Below are 25,141 nucleotides of genomic sequence, written 5' to 3'. Positions count from 1 at the left end.
ATAAAAGAAGGCTCCTTTTTTTGTTGGGCCAAAATACTTTAAGACCTTTGTGAGACTAAAATTAACCTTCCAAATATAATGTTCAATAAAGAGATATATCAGCAAAGAAGGGCAGAGCTCAAAGCGAGGATGGGCAGCGGCCAATTATTGTTTTTAGGTAATGATGAAGCAAGTATCAATTTTAAACACAACTGGTACCCTTACCGACAGGACAGTACATTCTTATATTACTTTGGAATTTCCCTTCCTGGCTTAGTAGCGGTTATCGATTGTGATGAGGATAAGGATTACATCTTCGGAAATGACTATGAAATTGATGATATTGTCTGGACAGGTCCACAGCCTACTATTGCAGAATTGGCAGAGAAGGTAGGAGTGAGCCACACTGCACCATTGAGCAAGCTGGATGCTTTGGTGAAGGGTCATTGTCAGATTTTACCTCCATACAGAGGGGAGCATGTTTTGCAACTAAGTGAAATTTTCAACAAACCGGTCAAAGAGGTTGAAAACTTGGTTTCAGTGCCTTTTATCAAAGCTGTTGCCACACAAAGGAACATCAAGTCAGCAGAAGAATTGGTTGAGCTGAACAAAGCAGTGACCACAACCTCTGAGATTCACCTGGCAGTGATGAAAGCGGCAAGGCCAGGAATGAAAGAGCATGAGTTGGTGGCTATTGCGACCAAAGTGGCCAGAGATAATAATGTAAGTTTGTCATTCCCTCCCATTGCGACTATCAATGGGCAGACCTTACATAATCACTATTATGGCAACACCATTAACAACGGTGATATTATGTTGTTTGACTGTGGGGCAGAATCACCGGAGTTCTATGCTGGGGACATGACCCGTACTTTTCCAGTAAGTGCGGCTTTTGATAACAGGCAGCGCGAGCTTTATGAAATTGTTTATAAAGCCCATAGAACAGCAGTGGAGGCTTTGAAGCCTGGTAAAAGATTTATGGATGTACATCTTTTAGCAGCAGAAACTTTGGTAGAGGGACTTAAAGGTGTGGGGCTGATGAAAGGAGACACCCAAGAGGCGGTGGCCAATGGCGCGCATACCATGTTTTTCCAATGCGGTTTAGGGCATATGATGGGTATGGATGTACATGATATGGAAAACTTGGGAGAGCAATATGTGGGATATACTGATCAGCTCAAAAAGTCCACGGAATTCGGTTTGAAATCATTGCGATTGGGAAAAGAGCTGGAGCCTGGAAATGTGATTACTGTGGAGCCTGGAATTTATATTATACCAGAGTTGATTGATATGTACAAGGAGAGTGGAAAGCTGGATGCTTTTATCAACTATGATAAGCTGGAAACTTATCGTGATTTTGGAGGGATCAGGATTGAGGAAGATTTTGTAATCACGGAAAGTGGATCAGATCTTTTGGGGACACCATTGGCGATTGCTCCCGATGAGGTGGAGCAAGTAAGGTCTAGCTCATTATCCTTATAAATTTAAAGCCTCCTGAAAAAAAAATCTTGGGAGGCTTTAAATTTTTTAAACATTTTTTCATGATTTAAAGTATAACCCTGAAACACACTTTTTAAAAGTGATTTGAAACATAATTCATAAAAAGTACCTAGTTTCGCGTCAATGAATAAATTCTCAAAAATAGCATTAACTTTTTTCCTGCTGGTGCTGACTACTTTCCTGTTAGGTGAGATAGAGGAAAGAAGTGTGGCCAAGGCAATAGCTGAAAGCGTCAAAAACGCTGGTTTGGGAATTGATATTCATCAGGATGACCTAGGTTTGTGCTGGAGGAACCGTCCTTCCACGAAGGAAAAAGACTTTCATGATCAAGACCATCATCCAGTAAAGAACTATTTTATTAGAGCAAAATCATTGGTGTTTGTTCCGAAGCGGTTTGATACTGTGATGGTCAGACAGGTCCAAGAAGCCATCCAATCGGAAAATATCCAAGTTTTTTCAGGGCGGGCTCCCCCTGTTAGAAATTCCTGATTCTCTTTCTGGTTTGTTTAAAAGCATAGCACATGGGTACCAGGTGCAGGTCTGGGGCTTGGTGGTGTGTATTTATTTAAGATTTTATCTATTATGATTCATATTATTCTTCATACGTTTTTATTGAGTATTTCTCCTTTTGGTGAGTCCAGGGTAGGGATTCCTTATGGGGTGATCAATGGCCTTCACCCTGTAACAGCACTTTCAGTAGGACTGGTCGCCAATCTTCTGGTATTCCCGATTTTACTTTTCCTGATAGACACTTTCAACGAGCGACTATGGAAATTCCGTCTTTATAAAAGTCAGTCCGTTAAATTGATGCGTAGAGCTAAGGATGGGGTGGGTGACAAGATTCAAAAATATGGTTTTTGGGGTTTGATGGTTTTTGTAATGATTCCGCTTCCTTTTACAGGGGTCTATATGGGGACTATTGCGGCTTATATCTTTAAACTGCCTAGAGCACAGGCTTTTGTGGCGATCAGTATTGGTGCGGTGATTTCCTGTTTGATATTGGCATTTGGCTCTCATTTTGGAAAGATGGGTGCTGAGCTTATATAATGAAACTATTTAAGGAACAATTACAGAAAGCTGTTGGGGAAGAATACTGATGTTCAGTTTTTGAGCTTTAGGTTTGTATTGGCAACCATCCTTTTGGATAGCAGGAATGGAGGTTCGACTTGATATGCTTAAGTTCTTTAATTGAAAGTAATTTACCTCTTTCATAGATTTGTGCTTGCCCGTCAGCATGAGTAAGCCTAAAAGTAGCGCTCTGGATTTGTTGAGATGCTCCACCACCAGAATATCCAACAGACCATCCTCTAGTTTGGCCTCGGGCGTTAAGGAAAAACCATAACCGAGCATGTTGCTGTTGGAGATAAAGAGCAAAAAAGGGTTGGTGCTGATGTTGAACTCTTCAGAGGCTATGGTGATATCCTGGAGATTTTTGAAGTTTTTCAACGTTTCCCAACTGGCGCGGATATAGCCAAGAAGCTGACGTTTTTTTAGTTTGTCGAAGTTCTGGATCAGGTTGGCATCGAAGCCAAGTCCCATATTACTAAAGAAAAATTGGTCGTTGATCTGACCTACATCGATTTTTTGGACCTTACCTTTCTTGATAAGTTTGAGTGCCATGTCAAGCTTCTTGGGAATGCCAAGGTTGGAGGCAAGTCCATTTCCTGACCCAAAAGGAATAATGCCTAAGCTGGCTTCCTTACCTACTAAGCAGGAAGCCACTTCGCTGATGGTTCCATCGCCCCCGCAAGCCACAATAACATCTGCGTTTTCTTCCAAAGAAGCCAATGCCAATACTGTTGCATGATCAGGTCCTGTAGTTAGCAGGACTTTGATTTCAAACTGCTCTCTTTCAAAATACCGACTTAAGATAATTTCATCCAAGAGGTTTTTCCCTTTTCCAGAAATAGGGTTGACAATAAAATGGATTTTCTTTTTTGACATCTTTGAACTGTGCTTTCGTAGTGGCTAAAATAATGAATTCAACCTGATTAAATGATTTACTTTTGGAATGTTTTAAGGTGTAAACATACCGGATTTAACATAAAATGAGAGTGGTATAGATATGGAAACTGAAAAGGGCTGAAAGAAACAATGAGACACTATGATGATATTTCAGCCTATTGACCGAGAAGCTTGAAAAAAAAGGAAGCCAAATAAAATTTTGATTTATTCTTTGAAACCATTTGTGTACCTTTGCTGCTTAATTTATGGTCATCCAATAAACACGGACATGATTCTCTTTTTCCAATCCCCACAAAAGAATACCATTTACGCTTTAGAAGCAAAACAACCTGTTGCACCCGAAGACTTAGAAAAGCTTTCTTGGCTTTTTGGAGGAGCGGATCAGCTTTCTCAGGAGCGTGTAGAAGGAAAGTTTGTAGGCCCTAGAAAAGAAATGATTACACCTTGGTCCACCAATGCGGTAGAGATCACCGCCAATATGGGTGTCCAGGGCATCTTAAGAATTGAAGAGTTCACTATCTTGGAAGAAGGGGGCACCATTGACCCAATGCTTCAGGCCAAATATGATGGACTTGGACAGGAGATTTTCTCTATTGACCTAAAGCCTCAGGGAGTGATGTCGATCACTGATATTAAAACTTACAATGAGCAGGAAGGGCTAGCGCTGAGCCAAGAGGAAATCGATTATTTGGAAAAAGTAAGTCATAGCCTGAACAGGCCATTGACAGACAGTGAGGTATTTGGCTTTAGCCAAGTAAACTCTGAGCACTGTCGACACAAAATATTCAATGGCACATTTATCATTGATGGAGAGGAAAAAGAAAGCACGCTTTTTCAGTTGATCAAAAAGACCTCCATCAAGCACCCCAATAAGATTGTTTCAGCCTATAAGGATAATGTTGCCTTTGTCAAAGGACCAAAAGCACAGCAATTTGCACCTAAGAGCCAAGACAAAGCAGATTACTTCCAACCGGAAACCATTGATACGGTACTTTCCCTCAAAGCGGAAACTCATAACTTCCCCACCACTGTAGAGCCATTCAATGGTGCTGCCACAGGTTCTGGTGGTGAAATCAGAGATAGGCTGGCTGGTGGTACTGCATCCATTCCTTTGGCCGGTACTGCTGTATACATGACTTCCTACTCACGAAGTGAGGCTGGAAGAAGCTGGGAAAAAGACTTAAAAGAGAGAAAGTGGCTTTACCAAACCCCGATGGATATCCTGATCAAGGCTTCTAATGGAGCCAGTGACTTTGGTAATAAGTTTGGTCAGCCTTTGATTTCAGGTAGTGTTCTGACATTTGAGCATGAGGAGAATGATAAACAGTATGGTTTCGATAAAGTAATCATGCTGGCGGGAGGTATTGGTTTTACGAGAGAAAAATACAGCCTTAAAAACACACCAGTCAAAGGCAATAAGGTAGTAATTATGGGTGGTGACAACTACCGTATTGGTATGGGGGGCAGTGCTGTTTCTTCAGTAAATACAGGCGAATTTAGTAATTCCATCGAATTGAATGCGATCCAGAGATCCAATCCTGAAATGCAGAAACGTGTGGCCAATGTCATCAGGGCCATGGCTGAAAATGATCACAATCCGATTATTTCCATTCACGATCACGGAGCAGGAGGGCACCTGAACTGTCTTTCTGAATTGGTGGAGGATACCGGTGGATCCATCGATATCGACAAGTTGCCTGTGGGAGACCCAACCCTTTCTTCCAAAGAGATTATCGGCAATGAATCCCAAGAGAGAATGGGCTTGGTGATCGGAGAGAAAGACGTAGCTTCGCTACAACGAATTTCGGAACGTGAACGCGCTCCATTTTACGTGGTCGGAGAAACCACTGGAGACATGCATTTTAAGTTCGAGAACAAAAAGAATGGAGAGAAGCCTGTGGATTGGAACTTGTCCCATATGTTTGGTAGCTCGCCGAAGACCATTCTGACAGACAAAAAAGCAGTAAGCAATTTTGCTAGCCCTGACTATCAGACAGCAGAATTGGCTAAGTATATCAAAGAAGTATTGCAGTTGGAAGCTGTGGCCTCCAAGGACTGGTTGACCAATAAAGTGGACCGGTCTGTAACGGGCCGAGTTGCAACCCAGCAAACTACTGGAGCCATTCAGGTACCTTTGAATAATGTCGCCGTAATGGCGATTGATTATACCGGGACCAAAGGAATTGCCACTTCTATTGGACATGCACCTGTGGCGGCTTTGGCCAGCCCAGAAGCAGGATCAAAGCTATCCATTGCAGAGGCATTGACCAACTTGGTGTGGGCACCATTGGAAGATGGACTGAGCGGAGTTTCTTTAAGTGCCAACTGGATGTGGCCAGCAAAGAACGAAGGGGAGAACGACAGGCTTTACAGAGCAGTAGAGGCTGTTAGTGATTTTGCAATTGAGCTTGGAATCAATATCCCAACGGGTAAGGATTCCCTTTCCATGACGCAAAAGTATCCTGATGGTAAAACGGTTTATTCTCCTGGTACGGTAATTATCTCCAGTGTGGGAGAATGTGCTGATATCAGAAAAACAGTAACGCCTGATTTGAAACCTGTTGAGGGAACGGAGCTGCTTTACATTGACTTCTCGAAAGATGCCGCTCAATTAGGCGGAAGTAGCTTTGCCCAGGTTATCAATAAAATTGGTAATGTGCCACCAACCGTAAAAGATAGTGGATATTTTGCCAAAGCATTTACAGCAATTCAGACCTTAATCGAAAAAGAGTTGATTTTGGCCGGTCATGATATCTCTTCTGGTGGTTTGATTACCACCTTGTTGGAAATGACATTCCCGACCACTCAATGTGGATTGAAGGTTAAGACAGGTCAATTGGCAGAAAAAGACATGGTAAAAGCCTTGTTTGCTGAAAATCCAGGAGTAATCATTCAGGTAAAGGATAGCAAAGCAGTAGGCGAACTGTTGGATGCAGCTGGAGTTAACTATGTTGCGTTGGCTGAATTGAGCATGGATGGAAAAGTGAGTTTAGAAGGCCTTGATTTGGAATTGGATGTGACTGAACACAGAGATACCTGGTTCAAGTCTTCTTATCTATTGGATAAAAAACAAAGTGGTGAGAAATTGGCCGCTGACCGTTTCCAAAACTATAAAGCTCAGCCTTTGACTTTCAGCTTTGCAGATAAGTGGGAAGGCTCATTTGATGCTTTTGGATTGAATCCTTACAGAAAAGAAGCTTCAGGGCACAAAGCAGCCATAATCCGAGAAAAAGGAGTAAATGGAGACCGCGAAATGGCCTATTCACTTTGGTTGGCTGGCTTTGATGTGAAGGATGTACATATGACGGACTTGATTTCAGGAAGAGAAAACCTGGAAGATGTGAACATGATTGTCTTTGTGGGCGGATTCTCCAATTCTGATGTCCTGGGTTCAGCTAAAGGTTGGGCCGGAGCATTCTTATATAATGAAATGGCCAAGACCGCTTTGGATAATTTCTATGCCCGTCCTGACACCTTGAGCTTAGGGGTGTGTAATGGATGCCAGTTGATGATAGAGCTTGGTTTGATTAATCGTCAGCATGATGTGAAGCCAAAGATGCTACACAATGAAAGTCATAAATTTGAATCAGCATTTGTTAATGTGAATATTCCCGAAAACAATACAGTAATGTTTGGCTCTTTATCAGGCCAGCGACTAGGGGTTTGGGTAGCGCATGGAGAAGGTAAATTCTCCTTGCCTAATGAGAAGGAAGCTTATCACATAGGAATGACTTACAGCTACGAAGCTTATCCGGGTAACCCTAATGGTTCAGATCATGCCGTGGCAGGTTTGGCATCCCAAGATGGCCGTCATTTGGCGATTATGCCGCATATCGAAAGAGCTTTGTTCCCTTGGAACTGGCCAAGTTATCCGGCTGAAAGAAAGGCTGAGGAGATCAGTCCATGGGTAGAGGCATTTGTCAATGCCAAAAACTGGGTGGCCTCTCATGAGGGGTAAACAATCAGTCCCTTGAAGAAATTTTTATTTACTGGCTTCAAGGGACTTATATAAAAAGCATGAAAAAACTTTGAAGGAGGGTTTGCAATAAAAAAAAAAGCCCCTACATTTGTGTCACAATTAAGGAAAACGACTCCTTAAGCATTAAAGTACTGACCCATGGTGTAACTGGCAACACGTCTGATTTTGGTTCAGAAGAGTCTAGGTTCGAGCCCTAGTGGGTCAACAATTCGGTCCAAAGTTGATATATTCGACTTTGGACTTTTTTTTTGTGAGTGGTTATATTTGGGAAGTGGGAAGACGGGGAATGTAATTACGAAGTGAAAAGGGGAAGTGCGAGGTGTGAAGTATTGCTCAGCTCGGCTGGAGTCATGATTATAACTATATAAATAATTAATCTGTTAAAATTGTACTTTTTAGGAAAATCATTGCCCTAAGGATCAGGGTATTCCCAGCTTTACCCCAGCTTTGATGTAGCTTTGCCCTAGCTTTGGTGTAGCTTTGCTATAGATGAATGGGAAGATCGAGGGAAGAGAGAAGTTTGAAGCACGAAGAGGGGAGTGTCCTGTAGCAGCTGGAAGGATAGTTAGTCATGGGGAACGGCATTGCATATAGTTCATGCTAAGGGATTCATATGATAGGAACTTGATGGGAGCAGTTTGAAACCTACCTCAAGAAATTATCTATGTCTAGCGGCATTTTTGATTTGGAATATGACTCTAACTACATCTTGTAGATGGTTTGTTTGGAAGATTACAAACTTGTACCAATGAGAAATTCCTCTTACTTTTTGTTCCTGATAGTACCTTTAATCTTATTTTCCTTTCGATATAAAACAGGCTGGTAGGAAAAAATACTTCTCCCCCCCCTCTTTATTTATTTTTCAAAAAGTAAATATTTGAGAAAGCTTTTGGCTATGGTTATTTATAAGTGGGGTAGAGTGAAATCTCCCTAATTGAAATTATATTACACCGAGTAAATGTTGCTTTCTATGCTCTGAGTCAAACACATCATTTTATTTGTATATATGTTTTAAAGAATGAAATTAAACCCCCTGCTATGGACAGTCTTCTGTCCATAGCAGGGGGTAAGATAGAGTTAGTTTTGAATATGTTAACTTTACAAAATATCGATCTCGTTGATGATTAGATTGTCCACACCATTCCAGGTCCAGATCTCGTCCACTACAATTTTGAAGTAACGAGCGTTTACTGCATTGTCAAAAAGAATCGATATTTCCTCTCCTTCTGCGGTGCTGGCAATACTGACAGTTTTTTCGCTTGACCAAGTAGTCCCATCTTGACTGATGAACACCTCAAGATGTTTAGGGCGGAATTCATTATATCCTCTGTTTGAGTAAATATATACTCCTTCAAAAGATTGGGATTGTCCCATATCCACTACAGCTTCATGTGGAGGTTTTTCAGTGAATCTCCAAGGGTATTGGGAATGCCAAAAGGTACTCTGGTTGCCATCAAGAATGTTTGAGATTGTACTGGGTTGAGAACTCATGGTCAATGTCCATGCTGATCGATCAGTATAATCGTGAGCTTCATAGTAATAATTAACATTGTCATCAGGAATCTCCGTGGCCAGGTCTATGCTATATTCAAGGTTTTTTATTTGGCTTACTGTTCCATTTTTATAAACCACATGTAAGGCCAGTTGCATTGAATCTTTCTTGTCGTCTTTATAGTCGTTGAAAAGATCCGAATAGGGGGTTGTTAAGCTAAATGAATAGCTATTGCCAGAACTTGGGCCACTAAGGTTCTGCGAATAGGTGATTTTGTCATAGTTGTTTCCTCCGCCAAAAGGGAATCCGTCATGTCCAACAAATACTGCGGCAATCTCAGAATCGGAAGTGATTTCCCCACTGATGTCAATGCTGGAACTTGCTTGGTTTTTGGAAACGGAATAGGTGTCTAAGCTATAAGCAGATGTGCCTGCATAATAGGAGATGCCATTATTGGTTTGGTTAAATACTTGATTGTTGTTCAAAATGCTAGCGTCAGCAGCTGTGAGATAGACCAAATCCTCATCACCACCTTCATAGGTATGGTTTCCAAAGGACATCAAGGAGATGTCAGGAAGGTCGCTGGCGGTATGGGTGTTATGGGGTAAGTTCAAGCCATGAGCAAGTTCGTGCATGATTCCTCCTAATTTGTCCGCACTCATTAAGGAAAACCCATTTCTGGTTTTGCCAGAAGAAGAAAGTGTGAAATCTGAAGAGGTGGCAAAGCAATATTTTCCTAAACCATAAAAAGGAACTCCGCTTCCAGCATGCCCCAAAACCAATACATGTTCACTGGTTTTTAAACTTGGGTTATTATTGAAAAATGCTTCAACTTCGTTTTTTACTTGTGAATTATTATTGCTGAAATAGTCGGAGTCATCCGAGCCATTCACCACAATGATTCGGACTTCATCATCTTGATTGGTCATTAGGCCAAAGGTCTTGTTAAATCCATTTTCGACCATGGACATTTCATACCAATCCTGTATATAAAGCATCATGTCACTTACTTTTTGAGCCTCTCCAACTGACAAGGAATCATCTGTTGGTAGAAAAAAGACCACATTTAAAGCATATTGATTGGTCTGATTGACTGTCCAAGTGTCATTGGGATCCTCCAAATAGTTGTCGTCTAGGTTTAGGACAGACTTGACATTCTCGTCATCTTCAACTTGAGGGGCTTGCTCAAATTGTTCAGAACAGGCAAACCCGGCAAGGGCCAATAAAATAAATAGTTTTTTCATAGTTAGTTGTTATGGTTAAAATTGATTTAAGGTTATCTAATTAAAAATGCAATTCCATCTTTTTCCATAATAGCTAAGACATGCTGAGCTACTTGTAAAAGACATCATGTTTTAATGGGTGACAGTCAGTGTTTTAGAGAGTTTTTCTAAAGGATGACTTTGAAATGCGGTTTATGCTAAAGGTCAATCTAAAAATGAAAATTTCATCAAAAATCAAATTAGATTAGCGTTTCTTAATTGACCATTTAAACTAAATGGAAACGAAACATAATAAATTGGAACGATTTTGAAAATTTAGTTAATAATAATTTAATGATTGATTAATTCAAAAGAAATGAAAGATAAAATTTGGGTTTCGGAATCAAAAATAAAATAGCTTATGTGAACTACAGTTTCTAATAGTTATTGTAAGGGGGATGAATAAGAGGTTAGATTTGGGGAGAAATTTCAAAAGCAAGGTTTTAGTTGTTTTGTTTTTGCTCATATAGCTAGAAGCTGATTATTCTTAAAATAGAGTAATTTTTTTTTGTTAAGATGATTTAGAAGTTGCAGTTCAAGGTGGGGTCCTGTCCAAATTTGAACATTAAGTTGTGCGATTATGCAACAGCTTTTAATATACATAAAATTAAATTACTAAAAATCAAATAGTTAAGTGTTTGGTGGGTTTTTGGATGGGGCTTGCATCAAAGCGGAAATTAAAACCAAGGAAACTTTGAAGTTTCATAAAGTTTCCAGAGTTTTGTCATGAAAAATTGACTTAGCTAATTTTGGAGACGAGAGAAAAGATACTAGAAGTAGCCATGGAACATTTTACCCGTCTGGGGGTGAGGTATGTGACGATGGATGATATAGCCCGGGCCGCTGGCATGTCAAAGAAGACGATTTATCAGGAGTTTAAGGACAAGGAGCAGCTGGTTTTTAATACTTTTGAAAATAGTATGAGGCAAGACCAGGAGTTCTTTACCAAACTCTCAGAAGAGTCGAATGGAGCTTTGGAGCATTTTGTGGAAATTTCGAAGTACATTCGTTCCCGTTTCTCCAATATTAATCCGTTAGTTTTTAGCGAAATTCAACGATACTACCCAAAATGTTGGCAGCTTTTTGAACATTATAAACATAACTGTGCTATCAAGACCATTACTGAGACCATTGATCAGGGAAAAGCAGAAGGGTATTTCCGAAAGGAAATTGATTCGAATATTATGGCAATGATAAGGTTGGAACAAATCTCTAGCACTTTTGATCCGGCCAAATTTCCACCAGCCAAGTTTAATATTATAGAAGTTCAGATGGCTATCATGGATCATTTTATCCATGGCCTTTTGACAGATAAAGGACGCGAACTATTTTATAAAATCAATAATCAGGATTAACACATGAGTTTAAAAACCAGATTCTCCCTTCTTGGAGCAATACTGATCTGTCTTTTTTCGAGGCCGACCTATGCGCAGGAAGTGTTGGAGCTTACTTTGGAAGAAAGTGTTCAATATGCATTGGAGAACAATGCAGATGCTAAAAATGCCCTACTGGAGACTTTTGCCTCGAAGGCCTCAGTGGGAGAGCAGGTTGCTCAAGGCCTGCCGCAAATCAACGGTACGTTTGACTTTACCAAAAACGTTGCGATTCCGGTAATGTTCCTTCCCAATGAAGGACCGTTTGCAGATCCTGACAATCCATCAGATGTATTGCCAGTGCAGTTTGGTGTCAATTATCAAAGTGGATTGGGCGTTACGGTTACCCAGATGATTTTTGATGGATCGTATTTTGTCGGCCTTAAGGCTGCAAGGACCTATAGATTATTGAGTGAATTTGATAAGGAGAAGACTGAGAATGATGTCATTGAAAGCGTGAAAAAAGCTTTTTTCACCGTATTGGTAAACGAAGAGCGAAAGGAATTGGCTGAGGCCAACCAAGCAAGAATTGATTCATTGTACAGGGAAACAGAGGCTCTTTATGAGGAAGGTTTTGCCGAAAAAATCGATGTTTCCAGAATTAAGGTGCAGCTCAATAATATCGAAACCGAACTGGACAAGATCAATGCAGCTACTATGATTAGCAAGCAGCTGTTGAAAGTGCAGATGGGACTTCCACTTGAGTATGAAATCGAGATTACGCAAACGCTGAGAGACCTGAACAAACCAGAAGAAATTAGCAGTTTGTTGCAAAATAACGGTTACAGGAGAGTGGAGATGGACCAACTGAAGACCAATTGGGAATTAGTGAAACTGGATCTCAAAAACAACACGGTACAATACCTGCCCAGCATTGATGCCAATTTTACCTACCAAAGAAACGGAGCCGGTCAGCAGTTCAACACCCTCTGGGATGGAGATAATTGGTTTACCGGTGCATTCCTTGGTTTGAGCCTTAAGCTTCCCATTTTTGATGGATTGGCCAAGAGCAAACGTATCCAACAGAACAGGATACAGCTAGAGCAAATCGAAAATCAAATGGTCATGTTGGATGATAACATAGAAGTGGAAAGATTCCAGGCCAGAACCACACTGCAAAACAACTTAAGGACCCTTGATGTACAAAGGGAAAACATGGAATTGGCCACGGAAGTTTATAACATTGCCCGAATCAAATACCAAGAAGGTGTAGGTTCCAATTTGGAAGTAGTGGAGGCAGATTCAGATTTGAAGGAGGCAGAGATAAACTATTACAGTGCTTTATATGATGCTTTGATTGCGAAAGTAGACCTTGAAAAAGCTTTAGGAATATTAAGATGAAAAAATACATTTACCCCAATATAGACATGAAAACCTTTTCCAAATTACCATTGGTGGCATTGGCTGCATTGACTTTTTCTTGCGAACAGCCTGATGAGCTGGCTGAAAAGAAAGCAGAATTGGCTACAGCAAAAACAGAATACCACGATCTAAGAGTTAAGATCGAAGCCCTAGAAAAGGAGATATCGGCCATGGATACCACTTTTGCGAAGCAGAACAGAAAGTCCGTACTGATTACTACGGTGAAATCGCAAAAACAGCCATTTGAGCATTATGTGGAAGTTACAGGTTCTGTACTTTCAAAAAAGAATGTCAATATCAGTGCTGAAGTTTCTGGTAGAGTGGAGGAGATCAAAGCCATGGAAGGCATGCATGTGTCCAAAGGAGCGGTGCTGGCAAGGATTGATGCAGAGTCAGTGGACAACAGTATCGATGAGTTGGAGAAGCAATTGGAGTTGGCCAATATCCTTTATGAAAAACAAAAGCGACTTTGGGACAAGCAAATCGGTACGGAAGTACAATATTTAGAGAGCAAGAACAGGAAAGAGACCTTGGAGAAAAACTTGGCTTCCTTGAAGACACAAAAAGGAAAGGCGACCATAACAGCACCTTTTGACGGAACGGTTGAAGAGGTTACTGTTCGTTTGGGAGAATTGGTGCAACCGGGTATGCCTATCATTAATTTCGTAGGGGAAAGTGACCTGTACATAGAAGGTGATATCTCCGAGAGTTACGTAGGAGTATTGGAAAGAGGTGATTCTGTTCAAGTGGAATTCCCTTCTCTAAATAGAGAGATAGACACTAAAGTAACAGCGGTGGGAGCGATTATCAATCCTGATAACCGAACCTTCAAAGTAGAAGTGTTTTTGCCTAAACTGAAACATGTTAAGCCGAATATGGTTTCAGTTTTGCGTATCAAGGACTACCAAAATCAAGACGCAGTGACTGTACCTACCAACCTTATCCAAAGGGACAATAAAGGGGAGTATGTCTATGTGGTGGATAACAACACAGCTAAAAAGCAATATGTTTCTAAAGGAGAGACCTATGAGCATGTGTCGGAAATCAAAGAAGGCCTAAAAGGTGGAGAAGCGATAATTGAGAAGGGTTTTAGGGAAGTAGCAGATGGTTCTAAAGTTCAAATTGTTGAAAATTAATTATGTCTGATCAGCAACCAAATAATAAGAAAGTTTCCAGGGAATTTGGTCTGTCCTCTCTTTCGGTTGATAACAAGACCAGTGTTATTATTCTTGCCCTGATCATTACGTTCATGGGCTTGAATGCTTACACGACAATGCCCAAGGAAAGTTTTCCAGAGATTGTAATCCCTACAGTTTACGTAGGAACCAGTTATCCGGGTAACTCACCTGTGGATATGGAAAACCTGATCACTAGGCCCATAGAAAAGGAGCTTAAGTCTCTTAAGGATGTCAAGAAGATCAACTCAACATCCATTCAGGATTATTCCACTATCATTATTGAGTTTAACCCCAATGTAGATATCTCGAGGGCTTTGCAGGATGTAAAGGATGCAGTTGATAAGTCCAAGAGTGAGTTGCCTACTGACCTAGACCAAGATCCAAACATCTTTGAGCTTGACTTCTCAGAAATGCCAATCATGTTTGTGAACCTTTCTGGGAATTATTCCCAAGAAGAGTTGAAGGAGTTTGGAGAGTACTTGGAAGATGAAATCGAAGCTTTGCCAGAAATTTCCAAGGCGGACCTTACAGGAACCATTGACAGGGAAATTCGTGTGGATGCGGACTTGTTCAAGATGGAGGCCATGGAGGTAAGCTTTGGGGATATTTCCGATGCCATATCTGCGGAGAATGTCACCATTTCCGGTGGTAATATTTTGAGTGGTGATTTTAGAAGAGCTTTAAGGGTAACAGGTGAATTTAGTGACCCCTACGAATTGAATGATATCATCGTTAAAAATGAAGGTAACAATATTGTTTACCTCAAGGATGTTGCGACAGTAAATGATACTTACAAGGAGAGGGAAAGTTATGCTAGGGCGTCTAAACTGCCAGTGGTGACTGTGAATGTGGTTAAAAGAGGAGGCGAAAACCTTTTGGACGCCAGTGATAAGATCAAGGAGATCATTGAAGAAGCTAAGGCCAATCATTTCCCATCAGACCTGAAAGTAAGTATTACCAATGACCAGTCCAAGTTTACCCGAAGCATGGTGGCCAACTTGGAAAACAGTATTATTTCTGGGGTGATTCTGGTGATTTTGGTTTTGATGTTCTTTTTAGGATTTAGGAATGCTCTCTTTGTAGGAATAGCCATTCCTCTCTCCATGTTTATCTCCTTTATGGTATTGAATGCCTTTGGGGTGACACTTAACATGATGGTACTTTTCTCCATGATTCTAGCCCTTGGGATGTTGGTGGATAATGGTATTGTGGTGGTGGAGAATATCTACCGATTGATGCAAGAAGGAAAGTCCCCTATTGTAGCGGCCAAAGAAGGAGTGGGTGAAGTGGCTTGGCCAATCATTACTTCCACTGCGACTACAGTGGCAGCCTTTGTGCCACTGGCTTTCTGGCAGGGTATTATGGGTGAGTTTATGAAATACTTACCAATAACCTTGATCATTGTATTATCATCGTCCCTGTTTGTGGGCTTAGTGATCAACCCAGTGGTGACGGCTATGTATATGAAAATCCAAAACCTGGACAACATAAAACCAAAACGGAGGTCGTTTGTTATTGCAGGGACTTTGTTGACCATAGCTGCCATTTGCTATGTGTTGAGAGTGTACACTGTGGCCAATATTATGCTTTTAGCTACTTTGATCACTTTGATGAATGCCTTATTTATGAAAAGAGCGATCAGGTGGTTCCAGTTGGTTTTCCTTGTTAGGCTAGAAGAAGGATATGAGAAAACTTTAAATTTTGCCCTATCAGGTAGAAAACCATATACATTCTTTTTCGGAATGTTTGGGGTTTTGATTTTGTCTTTGGGGCTTTTGATGGTAAGGGCTCCACAAGTGGAGTTTTTCCCGAGCAGTGATCCAAATTACATTAACATCTTCATTGAATATCCTATTGGTACCGATATTGAGGCTACCAACAGTTTTAGCAAGAAGGTAGAGGATGAGGTGATGGAAATGATAGAACCCCACAGAGATATCGTGGAAGCATTTATTGCTCAGGTAGGTGAGGGAACCAGTGATCCTTCTGAAGGACCAAGTATGGGGGTTACTCCGCACAAGGCTATGCTTACCGTGAGTTTTGTAGAATACCAGTATAGAAATGGGAAAAACACCTCCAAGATCATGCAAGACCTTAGGGAGGCTATGGCTAAATATCCAGGGGTTCAAATTACGGTAGATAAAGAACAAAATGGTCCACCAGTAGGTAAACCGATCAATATTGAAGTGAGTGGAGAAGATTATGAGAAGTTGGTGGGAGAAGTGGAGAATATCCGGGAGTTTATCAACGCGGCTAATATCCAAGGTATTGAAGAATTGAAGATGGATTTGGAAACAGGCAAGCCGGAATTGATTGTAAACATTAACAGAGACAAGGCCAGAAGGTTTGGACTTTCCACCTATACGATTGCCAATGAGTTGAGAACAGCACTGTTCGGGTTTGAAGTTTCTAAGTACAAAGAAGGTGAAGATGATTATCCTATTGAGTTGAGATTGGCAGACGAGTACCGCTATGATGTGGATGCTTTGGTCAACAAGAAGATCTTCTTTATGGATAAATTTGGTAACCGTCGCAATATTCCAATTACCTCTGTGGCTGATGTGGAGTACAGTTCTACCTATGGTTCGGTAAAGAGAAAAGACTTAGATAAGGTAATTACGATTTATTCGAATGTGGATGAAGGCTACAATGCGAATGAAATTGTGGAGAGAATCAAGACTTTGCTTTCAGATTATGAATTACCAGATGGCATAGACCTTAAGTTCACTGGAGAGCAAGAGGAACAGGCCAAGTCAATGGCATTCTTGATGAATGCGATGATCATTGCGGTGGCGGCCATCTTCTTGATCATTGTGGCGCAGTTTAATTCACTGATGACACCATTTATCATCATGTGTTCAGTTCTTTTGAGTACCATTGGGGTATTCTTGGGACTTTCCATTTTCAATATGGACTTTGTAGTGATCATGACTGGCATTGGAATTATCTCACTGGCAGGTGTCGTGGTAAATAACGCGATTGTGTTGATTGACTATACCAATTTGGTAAGGCAACGTAGACGCGCTGAATTGAACATTGGCCCTGATGATCATTTGCCGTACAGTGAGGTGGTGGGAAGCATTGTAGAAGGAGGTAAAACCCGTCTTCGCCCCGTGTTGTTGACAGCGATTACAACCATTTTGGGATTGATTCCAATGGCGATAGGGATGAATATTGATTTCTTTACATTACTATCATCATTTGATCCTCAGTTTTATGTAGGAGGTGATAATGCGGATTTTTGGGGGCCAATGGCTTGGACTGTAATATTTGGTCTAACCTTTGCAACCTTTTTGACGTTAGTAATAGTACCTGTCATGTATTTATTGGCAGATAAGATCAATATAGCTATTCGCAAAAAATAGTTTATGTAGATTTATTTAAAGGTTGGTGGTTTTTTAAGTGTTAAAACCTCCGGGGCAATGTCTTGGAGGTTTTTATTTTTTTATCGCATGACTTTGGGGTTTCGCTATAAGTGTGATTTTTAGTCTTTTAGCTTTTTGAATTTTGCGGAGCAGCCTTCTATACACACAGTGGTTTTGGGACTGACTTTTAAATAGTCATCCAAGAAATATACTGAAAAAGTGAAAGGGTTGACTCCTTCTTCAATGTCTTTACAGTCAAAAGTAAAAGTGAGTTCATCCCCATCTAAAATGTATGTTCCTGTTGAACACTCATTAAATTTCGTTAGGGTAAAGAGACCGTTGTCCTCAAAAGTCATGAGAGGTCCATCGCTTATATTTTCAGAGATTTGAGGGCCTCCGATACTGTAAGATCTTTCTACCTGTTGCCAAGTGCCTATAAGGCCATCAGGATTGGCATCATAAATGATCGGGTCTTGTGTTTCATGACAGGCAAGTAGCATGATAATTGATAGGAAAAAAGAATAAGGTGTTTTCATCAGTATCATAAATTAAAAGTTAAATAGATATTGTTCCTTATCAGGACGTAAAGAAAGAGGAAAATGCTACGAGAACAGGGAATTTGATCAATTTAGTTACAAAATGTTATTGGGTAATAAAAAAGGCGTCATAGTAACGCCTTTTTTGTGTGGAAAGTATTGAAAATCATAAAGTTATACAGATTGCTCTTGTTGAAGAAAATCTTATTTTGATGGTCCTCATTTCTCTTCTTCCGCAATGAAAGTATTATTGTCTCTATTGATATCGGCCATTCTTTGGCTTGGGTCTATTTCTACTCTTTTTATGGTGCTGAAATCTTTGTCCAAATTTACTTCTGTAGTGATGTTTGTCCAAGGCCACCTTTGTGTTTTGATGCGTTTTGGCATTCCAGCTTCTTCAGGCTTGTTTCCCCTTTGGATCACTAAAGGAAGGTAGACCATTTCTTGGGAACCGTCTTGATAGGTGATTACCAAATCAATTGGCATAGGCATCAGGCCATCTCTTTGTAATTTTATTTTGGTCCCGTTATCAGAAGCCTCAACGGATGATACTGAATAGTCAATGGTTTTGGTACTGTTCACCCAATACTCTTTATACCAGTCCAATTCCAGTCCACTTTGCTTTTCCATCTCACGGATGATATCATTGGTCTTAGGGTGCTTAAATTTCCAATCATTGAAATATTTCAGCATAGCCTTATCGCGGTTTTCTTCGCCGATGATATAGCCTAATTGCCCCAGGAATACGGCTCCTTTTGAGTAAGCGGCAGAACCATAGGCAAAGTTGGTATGGTAATGATCGGAGTGCGTGGTCATAGGCTCTTCCTGTCCTGAAGTGGCCAGTCTTATATATCCTCTATAGGAACCAGCTTGAGGGGAATTGGAAGGCTCTTCTGAAAAAATACTGTTCATGGTTGCATTTGTAGCGAAAGTAGTGAAGCCTTCATCCATCCATGGGTACAATGATTCATTGGTTGCTAAAACACCTTGGAACCAGCTATGTGCCATTTCATGGATCATTACTCCTACTAAGCTAGGGAGTGTCCTTTCGCCAGTGATCAAAGTAGACATCGGGTATTCCATGCCTCCGTCGCCACCTTGGATGACAGAGTATTGTTTGTAAGGATATTGCCCAAAATGTTCACTCAGGTAGGCCATTGATTTTGGAGTGTATTCCATCAATCTCTTCCAGTTGTTAGCTGTTTTTTCACCTTTGATATATAAGTGGTGAATAGTAATACCATTGTCCATGACCATTTTGTCATGAGTATAGTTAGGGTCAGCTGCCCACATGAAGTCATGAACTTGAGGGGCATGGAAGTGCCAGGTTAAAGTTTTTCCTCTTGGCTGTTTTACTTTTTGCCCCTCTTCTTCGTAACCATATCCAATTTCTTCTGGGTTCTGAAGGTATCCAGTCCCTCCTAGAATGTATGATTTGTCAATGGTTATTTTAACATCAAAGTCTCCCCAAATGCCATAAAACTCCCTGCCAATATAAGGGTTGGCGTGCCAGCCCTGATCATCATAATTGGCCATTTTGGGGTACCACTGAGACATGGAATAGCGAACACCTTCTTTGTTGTCACGTCCCGATCTTCTGATTTGAAGGGGTACTTGTCCTTCAAAATCCAAAGAAAAGTTAACGGTACTATGAGGAAGGATGGGCTTCGGTAGGTTTACTTCCAAGATAGTGCCCACATGTTCGATGTCTGCATTTTTTCCATCCATTTTCAGTGATTTCACCTTTAGGTAACCGATTTCATCTGGTGTTAAATTGGCAATTCTATCCTTTACCCTACCGTCGGGATCTGCAATGGTTCTCGACCTTACATCCATCATGCTGTTAGGTTGGAAGGCGTTGAAGTAAAGGTGGTAGAAAACACGGTGAAGGGTGTCAGGCGAGTTGTTGGTGTATTCAAGGTTTTGATGCCCTTCGTATTGGTTTTTGTCGACATCCATTTCGACATCCATTTCATATTTAACGGCTTGTTGCCATCTGTCTGTTTGGGCTTTTGCACTTAGCACGCTAAGAAAACAAAGACCAAACAATGCTTTTGACCAAATTAATCTCATAGTTATAATTTTTTCCAATTGTCAAAAGTAAAATAAAAAGTAAATAAGACCTAAACCGCTTATCAAAGGTTTTGGAATGTTTAAATTACTGGGCAGGATCTAAAGATTCAGGAACAGCTTTTACCATAGGGCTTAGCTGGAAAACAGCTTCAATAGGATAATGGTCTGAATAGTCAACTTCCCGGAGTGTATTAAATCGTATTGGGTTGAGTTGGTCACTATAAAAGATATTGTCAATTCGTAGAAAGAAAAGCACCTTGTTAAAAGTAAATCCAAATCCATTTCCCATGGTTTCGAAGGTGTTTTCCAATAATGACCGTACTGTAAAATAGGTGTAACTGTAAGGTACGTCATTAAAGTCTCCCATAAGAATAACAGGATATGGGCTGTTTTTAATGTGTTCTGTAAGTACATTAACTTGCTTGGCACGGTTGACCATTCCTCTGTTGAGCCTACGCCAAGTCTTGCGGTAATTTTCTTTTATACCATCGATATTATCCAACTGTTCTGCAGGAATGCTCATAGATTCAAGGTGGACATTATAAACCCTAATGGTGTCTTTGTTCACAGTAATATCAATGAACATGGCTCCATTGGTTTTTCTATTGTCGAAAATCTTCCCTTCATTGATAATAGGATGCTTAGTGAAGATGGCCAAGCCGAAGAAACGTTTGCCGGACTTTTCCTCTACAGATTGGGCAGAGTAATTATATTTGCCCTCATTACTGATTTGTTTGATGGCATTTCTGGCAGGAGTGGTGTAATCCTGATAAAACTCCTGAAACCCCATAATGTCCACGTCTTGTTCACGAATCCAATTAAAAATGTTTGGTACTACTTTGGGATCATTTGCTTTGTATTTTTCATAATTGAACATATGGGCATTATAGCTCAATACAGAAAGTCCCTTTTCATCGGAAGAATCGTTATTGAACTGTAAGGTAACACCAACGAATTTCCAACCGATCAAGATGGCGGCAAGGGGAAGCACCAGAATTTTTTTCTTGGCAAAAATTAATAGGATCAGTAGGATGAAATTAATGATCAGAAAAACAGGGATGAACATAGGGACTAATCCCGCATAGGGTAATTGTTCTGGGGAAATGTTCACGCAGAAAAAAAGTAAAACTGAAAGCAAAAAAACTGGAATTACAAGATAGCGCATATGTACATCGTATAAATGTTAGCGAAAATAGGCGATGATTTAGGGAATTACAAGGAAAATAATGTCAAGCTGAATTAATTAGTTCAGGTTTTTGATAAAATATCAAATGTTTATATTTCAACGGCAAATAAATTCTTCGGGATTCAGCAGTTTTGAATTAGCCTGAGGTTGTTATTGTAAGGTGTGTGAGAAACTTGTGAGATAAGTGACCATAATTCGTCAATGAATAAAAAGTAAGTTCATTCTGAATTAATAGATGGATTATGATTGGATGTTGAAAAAATGCTTAAATTCGTTCTAAATCAACTTCAAAATTTATGAAAAAGTCTGACGCTTTATTTTTAGCATTATCAATTTCTGTAGGAGCACTGTTGAGTAGTTGTGGAGGGGCTGGAGAGAAAAGTGAAAACGTCCAAAGTGAAGAAGCGGAAGCAATGGAAATGCAAGAAGAGGAAAGAGCCAGCCCATTAAAAACTGCAGAGGGTGAAATAGGGGGTAAAACCATCACTGTCCAATACGGCGCTCCCTCGGTGAAAGGTCGAGTCATTTGGGGAGATTTGGAAGCTTATGGAGAAGTATGGAGGACAGGAGCCAATGAGGCTACCTATCTGAATTTTTCTGATGACGTAACGGTAGAAGGAGAGTCCTTGCCGGCAGGAAAGTATTCCTTGTTTACCATTCCAAATAAAGAAGGTGACTGGACAGTTATTTTTAATTCTGAGTGGAATTTGGAACATGGACACTATCAGTATAAGGAGGAAAATGATGTGCTAAGAGTGGAAGTGACTCCTGAATGGCTTGATTCCAACCAGGAACAGTTGTTGATTACAGTGGAGGAACCTGGCATAATTGTAAGATGGGAAAAACTTAAACTGCCCATAAGTATAAACTAATTGAACTGAACAGGCAGTTAACATAAAAGCTTTGGAAAATTACTCCAAAGCTTTTTGCATTTTAGAAGCAGAAAATAGATTTCCTTTGATTTTTTTTATGAATTGAATTTTGAGTATCCGTCAAATATTCCTGCAATAATCAATTGAAAATATGCCATAATGGATTAAATTCGGATATCGAAAGACCTGGAATCACCCAAAGAAGGTATATTTTATGAAGTACTTCGGATTTTTAATTGTTCTACTTGTTACTCTTGTTTTGGCGGTTGGCCTTTCTGTGAATATTGGGCAGGTTCCCCCCTTGGGATATTTGCTGGATCCTTATCATGGTTTTTGGCAGAACTCCTACAGTGAAGATGAAAAGGCCAAGGATGAAATTAACCTCGATGGATTATCCGCTCCTGTGGAGGTGATCTACGACGAAAACTTAATTCCTCATCTTTTTGCACAAAATGACAAAGACTTGATGTTGGCACAAGGATTTGTAACCGCTCAGCATCGTCTTTGGCAAATGGAGTTTCAAACAAGGGCTGCTGCCGGAAGAATATCTGAAATAGTTGGGCGGCAGGCCATTGATTTTGATAGGATGCAGAGAAGGAAAGGATTGGGATACGGGGCTGAAATGGGATTACAGTTTTTGACCGATAATAGTCCGGAAACATTGGAGCTCATAGAAGCTTACAGTAAGGGTGTGAATCTGTATATCGAGCAATTGAATATTGCGGAGATGCCTGTGGAGTATAAAATCCTAGATTACAGGCCAGAGAAATGGAGTGCTTATAAAACAGTACTTTTATTGAAGTACATGGCCGATATGCTGGTAGGGGATAAGGATATTGAATATACCAATTTAAGGGCTGAGCTTGGAGAAAGTACCATGAACAAACTTTTTCCAGATTATACGGAAGATAATGACCCGGTAATTGAGGCAGACCATGTATGGGATTTTCAGCCGCTAGAAATAAAAAAACCTGCAGGTTTGGAATACCCGGATTTTTCAATTTTGATTGAGCCTATCCCTAGCCCAGAACCAGGTGTAGGATCAAATAACTGGGCTGTAGATGGTTCTAAGACCAGAAGTGGCAACCCAATTTTAGCCAATGATCCTCATTTGGGACTTAACCTTCCCAGTTTATGGTACGTGATGCAGCTGAGTACCCCTGAATATACTGTCAAAGGAGCGACGCTTCCAGGGGCATTGGGGGTTATCAGTGGATTTAATGAGAATATTGCTTGGGGAGTAACCAATGCTACCAGGGATGTAAGAGATTGGTATGCCATTGAATTCAAGGATAAAAGTAGGTTGGAGTACCGCTATAATGATCAGTGGATCCAAAGCACCCTTAGACTAGAGTCCATAGAAGTGAAAGGGGACTCTGCTTTTATGGATACGGTGATCTATACCCATTATGGTCCTGTTATGTATGACAGGACTTTTAAATCAAACGATCAAAAGTTAAACTTTGCCTTGAAATGGACCGCTCATGAAGGTTCCAATGAGCAAAAGACTTTTCTGTTGCTTAATAAGGCAAAGAGCCATAGGGATTATTTGGCGGCATTGGACAATTTCACTTCCCCCGCCCAGAATTTTGTCTTTGCTGCAAAGAATGGGGACATCGCCATGAAAGTTCAAGGAAAGTTTCCCTTGAAGTGGCCTGAACAGGGAAAATACTTAATGGATGGGAACAATCCTTCATTTGAATGGAGTGGATACATTCCAAGTAACCAAAACCCTTCAACATTGAATCCCGAAAGAGGTTTTGTCAGTTCAGCCAATCAGTATTCCGTTGGGAAAGATTATCCTTATTATGTCTTTGATAATAGCTTTGAGCATTACAGGAACAGGAGGATTAATTCACTTCTCCAAAGTAAGGACAATATTACATTGGAGGATATGAAAGTCATGCAGTTTGATGATTATGACCTTCATGCAGCGGAGGTGCTTCCAATAATGATGCGTTATTTGCAAGAGGATTCTACAAAAGTTTTCAATGAAGATGCACAAATGCTTATTGATTCTTTATCAAACTGGGATTTTTATGCTGACCCTGATGTGACTGGGCCAACTATTTTTAGTATTTGGTGGTCAAAGCTAAAAGCAGGTATTTGGTCAAAACTTGATCAAAAAGGAAAGTCCATTGTTTACCCAAATAATTACATTACTTCAAGATTTATAGTTGATTATCCTTTGGATAGTGTGTTTGATGATCCAAGTACTTCAGCGAAATTAGAAACAGCCAAAGAACAAATTCAAAGTTCATTTGAAGCGACAGTTGAAGAATGGGGTAGGTTAAGTAAAGAGGGAAAAGAATTGTCCTGGTCAAAGTATAAGCATACCAATATTCAACATTTGGTTCCCAATTTCAAAGCCTTTAGCTATGATAGTGTGCATACGGGAGGGGGGAGAAGCATCATTAATGCGACAAGTGAAAGACATGGTGCAAGCTGGAGAATGTTGGTTGAACTGGGCGAAAATGTAAAGGCACAGGGGATCTACCCCGGAGGACAATCCGGTAACCCCGGCAGTAGATTTTATGCTAATATGATCGATAAGTGGGCCAAAGGAGAGTATCTTAATATGAACTTAAACTTCAGGGACGAAATGGAAAGTGCTTTATTTATAACTGTATTAAACCCAAATTAATGATGAAATTTCTTTTGTGGATGTTACTGTTTGCTTTGATTACACTTTTGGCAAGTCCTTTTTTGACATATTGGGTAATGATGCTGATTTGGGCTATTTTGGGTATAATCCTTGGAGGTGATGGAGTGAAAGCTTTCTTTTCAGCAGCAATGGGAGTTGGTATTGTGTGGCTTGGGAAATCCTTTTGGGTAACCTGGAGTACAGCGTCCCCCCTCCCCGAGATGATGGGAGAAATAATGGGTATAAACCATCAAGGGGCCTTAATGCTGATCACTGCTTTAATGGGAGCATTGATTGGAGGATTTAGTGCCCTAACTGGCAACCGCTTCAGAAAGTTATTTGAGAAAAAGCAACCTTATTATTATGGCCGCTAAT

Annotated in this window: 16 protein-coding genes and 1 tRNA gene; 12 read left to right on the top strand and 5 right to left on the bottom strand. The window is 40.4% G+C overall.

The features are described from left to right. Nucleotides 1-78 precede the first annotated feature (78 nt). From IFO69_RS15315 to IFO69_RS15305, 3 genes are all read left to right on the top strand, one after another. Nucleotides 79-1,461: an aminopeptidase P family protein gene (locus IFO69_RS15315; protein ID WP_192010999.1), complete on the top strand. Its 1,383-nt coding sequence runs from the start codon at nt 79-81 to the stop codon at nt 1,459-1,461. A 141-nt stretch (nt 1,462-1,602) separates the two neighbouring features. Beyond that, nucleotides 1,603-1,968 (top strand): hypothetical protein, encoded by a 366-nt coding sequence (locus tag IFO69_RS15310; protein ID WP_192010998.1) that lies wholly within the window; start codon nt 1,603-1,605, stop codon nt 1,966-1,968. A 93-nt stretch (nt 1,969-2,061) separates the two neighbouring features. Then, the gene (locus tag IFO69_RS15305) at nt 2,062-2,526 is read left to right on the top strand and encodes a COG2426 family protein (RefSeq protein WP_192010997.1); all 465 of its coding nucleotides are present in this window, start codon (nt 2,062-2,064) and stop codon (nt 2,524-2,526) included. A gap of 9 nt (nt 2,527-2,535) precedes the next feature. Here IFO69_RS15305 and IFO69_RS15300 read toward each other — a convergent pair whose 3' ends face one another. Further along, nucleotides 2,536-3,423, bottom strand: coding sequence for a diacylglycerol/lipid kinase family protein (locus IFO69_RS15300; protein ID WP_192010996.1), 888 nt, complete (start codon nt 3,421-3,423; stop codon nt 2,536-2,538). Between the two features lie 289 nt (nt 3,424-3,712). Between IFO69_RS15300 and purL the strand changes: the two genes are divergently transcribed. After that, on the top strand, nt 3,713-7,402 hold the full coding sequence (purL, locus tag IFO69_RS15295) for a phosphoribosylformylglycinamidine synthase (protein ID WP_192010995.1): 3,690 nt from the start codon (nt 3,713-3,715) through the stop codon (nt 7,400-7,402). A gap of 153 nt (nt 7,403-7,555) precedes the next feature. Beyond that, nucleotides 7,556-7,628 (top strand) — tRNA-Gln (locus tag IFO69_RS15290). Nucleotides 7,629-8,521: 893 nt separating this feature from the next. Here IFO69_RS15290 and IFO69_RS15285 read toward each other — a convergent pair. Beyond that, a complete protein-coding gene (locus IFO69_RS15285; RefSeq protein ID WP_192010994.1) occupies nt 8,522-10,159 on the bottom strand; it encodes a discoidin domain-containing protein in 1,638 nt (545 codons plus the stop codon). A gap of 767 nt (nt 10,160-10,926) precedes the next feature. Here IFO69_RS15285 and IFO69_RS15280 point away from each other — a divergent pair. From IFO69_RS15280 to IFO69_RS15265, 4 genes are read left to right on the top strand one after another with little or no spacing between them, the layout of a single operon-like run. Beyond that, entirely contained in the window at nt 10,927-11,532 is a 606-nt protein-coding gene (locus tag IFO69_RS15280) for a TetR/AcrR family transcriptional regulator (protein ID WP_192010993.1), read from the top strand. A 3-nt stretch (nt 11,533-11,535) separates the two neighbouring features. After that, on the top strand, nt 11,536-12,891 hold the full coding sequence (locus IFO69_RS15275; protein ID WP_192010992.1) for a TolC family protein: 1,356 nt from the start codon (nt 11,536-11,538) through the stop codon (nt 12,889-12,891). Then, entirely contained in the window at nt 12,888-14,048 is a 1,161-nt protein-coding gene (locus IFO69_RS15270; RefSeq protein WP_225444162.1) for an efflux RND transporter periplasmic adaptor subunit, read from the top strand. Before IFO69_RS15275 ends, IFO69_RS15270 begins: the two co-directional genes overlap by 4 nt. A gap of 2 nt (nt 14,049-14,050) precedes the next feature. After that, nucleotides 14,051-17,455, top strand: coding sequence for an efflux RND transporter permease subunit (locus tag IFO69_RS15265; RefSeq protein WP_192010991.1), 3,405 nt, complete (start codon nt 14,051-14,053; stop codon nt 17,453-17,455). A gap of 119 nt (nt 17,456-17,574) precedes the next feature. Here IFO69_RS15265 and IFO69_RS15260 read toward each other — a convergent pair whose 3' ends face one another. From IFO69_RS15260 to IFO69_RS15250, 3 genes are all read right to left on the bottom strand, one after another. Continuing rightward, nucleotides 17,575-17,991, bottom strand: a complete 417-nt coding sequence (locus IFO69_RS15260; RefSeq protein WP_192010990.1) for a lipocalin-like domain-containing protein — start codon at nt 17,989-17,991, stop codon at nt 17,575-17,577. 219 nt (nt 17,992-18,210) lie between these two features. Further along, the gene (locus IFO69_RS15255; protein ID WP_192010989.1) at nt 18,211-20,064 is read right to left on the bottom strand and encodes a M1 family metallopeptidase; all 1,854 of its coding nucleotides are present in this window, start codon (nt 20,062-20,064) and stop codon (nt 18,211-18,213) included. A gap of 85 nt (nt 20,065-20,149) precedes the next feature. Beyond that, complete coding sequence (locus IFO69_RS15250; RefSeq protein WP_317173476.1) at nt 20,150-21,175, bottom strand: endonuclease/exonuclease/phosphatase family protein; 1,026 nt, start codon at nt 21,173-21,175, stop codon at nt 20,150-20,152. Nucleotides 21,176-21,546: 371 nt separating this feature from the next. Here IFO69_RS15250 and IFO69_RS15245 point away from each other — a divergent pair, with 371 nt between their 5' ends. The 3 genes from IFO69_RS15245 (at nt 21,547) to IFO69_RS15235 (ending at nt 25,140) form a co-directional block, all read left to right on the top strand. After that, nucleotides 21,547-22,122 carry a DUF2911 domain-containing protein gene (locus IFO69_RS15245; protein ID WP_192010987.1) on the top strand — a complete coding sequence of 192 codons (576 nt, stop codon included), beginning with the start codon at nt 21,547-21,549 and terminating at the stop codon, nt 22,120-22,122. Between the two features lie 214 nt (nt 22,123-22,336). After that, entirely contained in the window at nt 22,337-24,766 is a 2,430-nt protein-coding gene (locus tag IFO69_RS15240; protein ID WP_192010986.1) for a penicillin acylase family protein, read from the top strand. Beyond that, nucleotides 24,766-25,140, top strand: a complete 375-nt coding sequence (locus IFO69_RS15235) for a hypothetical protein (RefSeq protein WP_225444161.1) — start codon at nt 24,766-24,768, stop codon at nt 25,138-25,140. Before IFO69_RS15240 ends, IFO69_RS15235 begins: the two co-directional genes overlap by 1 nt. Nucleotide 25,141: the final 1 nt, after the last annotated feature.

The organism is Echinicola arenosa, assembly GCF_014841125.1.
Taxonomy (GTDB): domain Bacteria; phylum Bacteroidota; class Bacteroidia; order Cytophagales; family Cyclobacteriaceae; genus Echinicola; species Echinicola arenosa.
The sequence above is the reverse complement of the archived record's forward strand: the minus strand, read 5'-3'. Positions and strand labels throughout refer to the sequence as shown.

Excerpts from the sequence above, each read along its gene's own strand:
- IFO69_RS15300 (WP_192010996.1), bottom strand. The coding sequence starts at position 3,423 with ATGTCAAAAAAGAAAATCCATTTTATTGTCAACCCTATTTCTGGAAAA.
- IFO69_RS15235 (WP_225444161.1), top strand. The coding sequence starts at position 24,766 with ATGATGAAATTTCTTTTGTGGATGTTACTGTTTGCTTTGATTACACTT.
- IFO69_RS15265 (WP_192010991.1), top strand. The coding sequence starts at position 14,051 with ATGTCTGATCAGCAACCAAATAATAAGAAAGTTTCCAGGGAATTTGGT.
- IFO69_RS15260 (WP_192010990.1), bottom strand. The coding sequence starts at position 17,991 with ATGAAAACACCTTATTCTTTTTTCCTATCAATTATCATGCTACTTGCC.
- IFO69_RS15305 (WP_192010997.1), top strand. The coding sequence starts at position 2,062 with ATGATTCATATTATTCTTCATACGTTTTTATTGAGTATTTCTCCTTTT.
- IFO69_RS15275 (WP_192010992.1), top strand. The coding sequence starts at position 11,536 with ATGAGTTTAAAAACCAGATTCTCCCTTCTTGGAGCAATACTGATCTGT.
- purL (WP_192010995.1), top strand. The coding sequence starts at position 3,713 with ATGATTCTCTTTTTCCAATCCCCACAAAAGAATACCATTTACGCTTTA.
- IFO69_RS15240 (WP_192010986.1), top strand. The coding sequence starts at position 22,337 with ATGAAGTACTTCGGATTTTTAATTGTTCTACTTGTTACTCTTGTTTTG.
- IFO69_RS15310 (WP_192010998.1), top strand. The coding sequence starts at position 1,603 with ATGAATAAATTCTCAAAAATAGCATTAACTTTTTTCCTGCTGGTGCTG.
- IFO69_RS15245 (WP_192010987.1), top strand. The coding sequence starts at position 21,547 with ATGAAAAAGTCTGACGCTTTATTTTTAGCATTATCAATTTCTGTAGGA.
- IFO69_RS15285 (WP_192010994.1), bottom strand. The coding sequence starts at position 10,159 with ATGAAAAAACTATTTATTTTATTGGCCCTTGCCGGGTTTGCCTGTTCT.
- IFO69_RS15255 (WP_192010989.1), bottom strand. The coding sequence starts at position 20,064 with ATGAGATTAATTTGGTCAAAAGCATTGTTTGGTCTTTGTTTTCTTAGC.
- IFO69_RS15270 (WP_225444162.1), top strand. The coding sequence starts at position 12,888 with ATGAAAAAATACATTTACCCCAATATAGACATGAAAACCTTTTCCAAA.
- IFO69_RS15315 (WP_192010999.1), top strand. The coding sequence starts at position 79 with ATGTTCAATAAAGAGATATATCAGCAAAGAAGGGCAGAGCTCAAAGCG.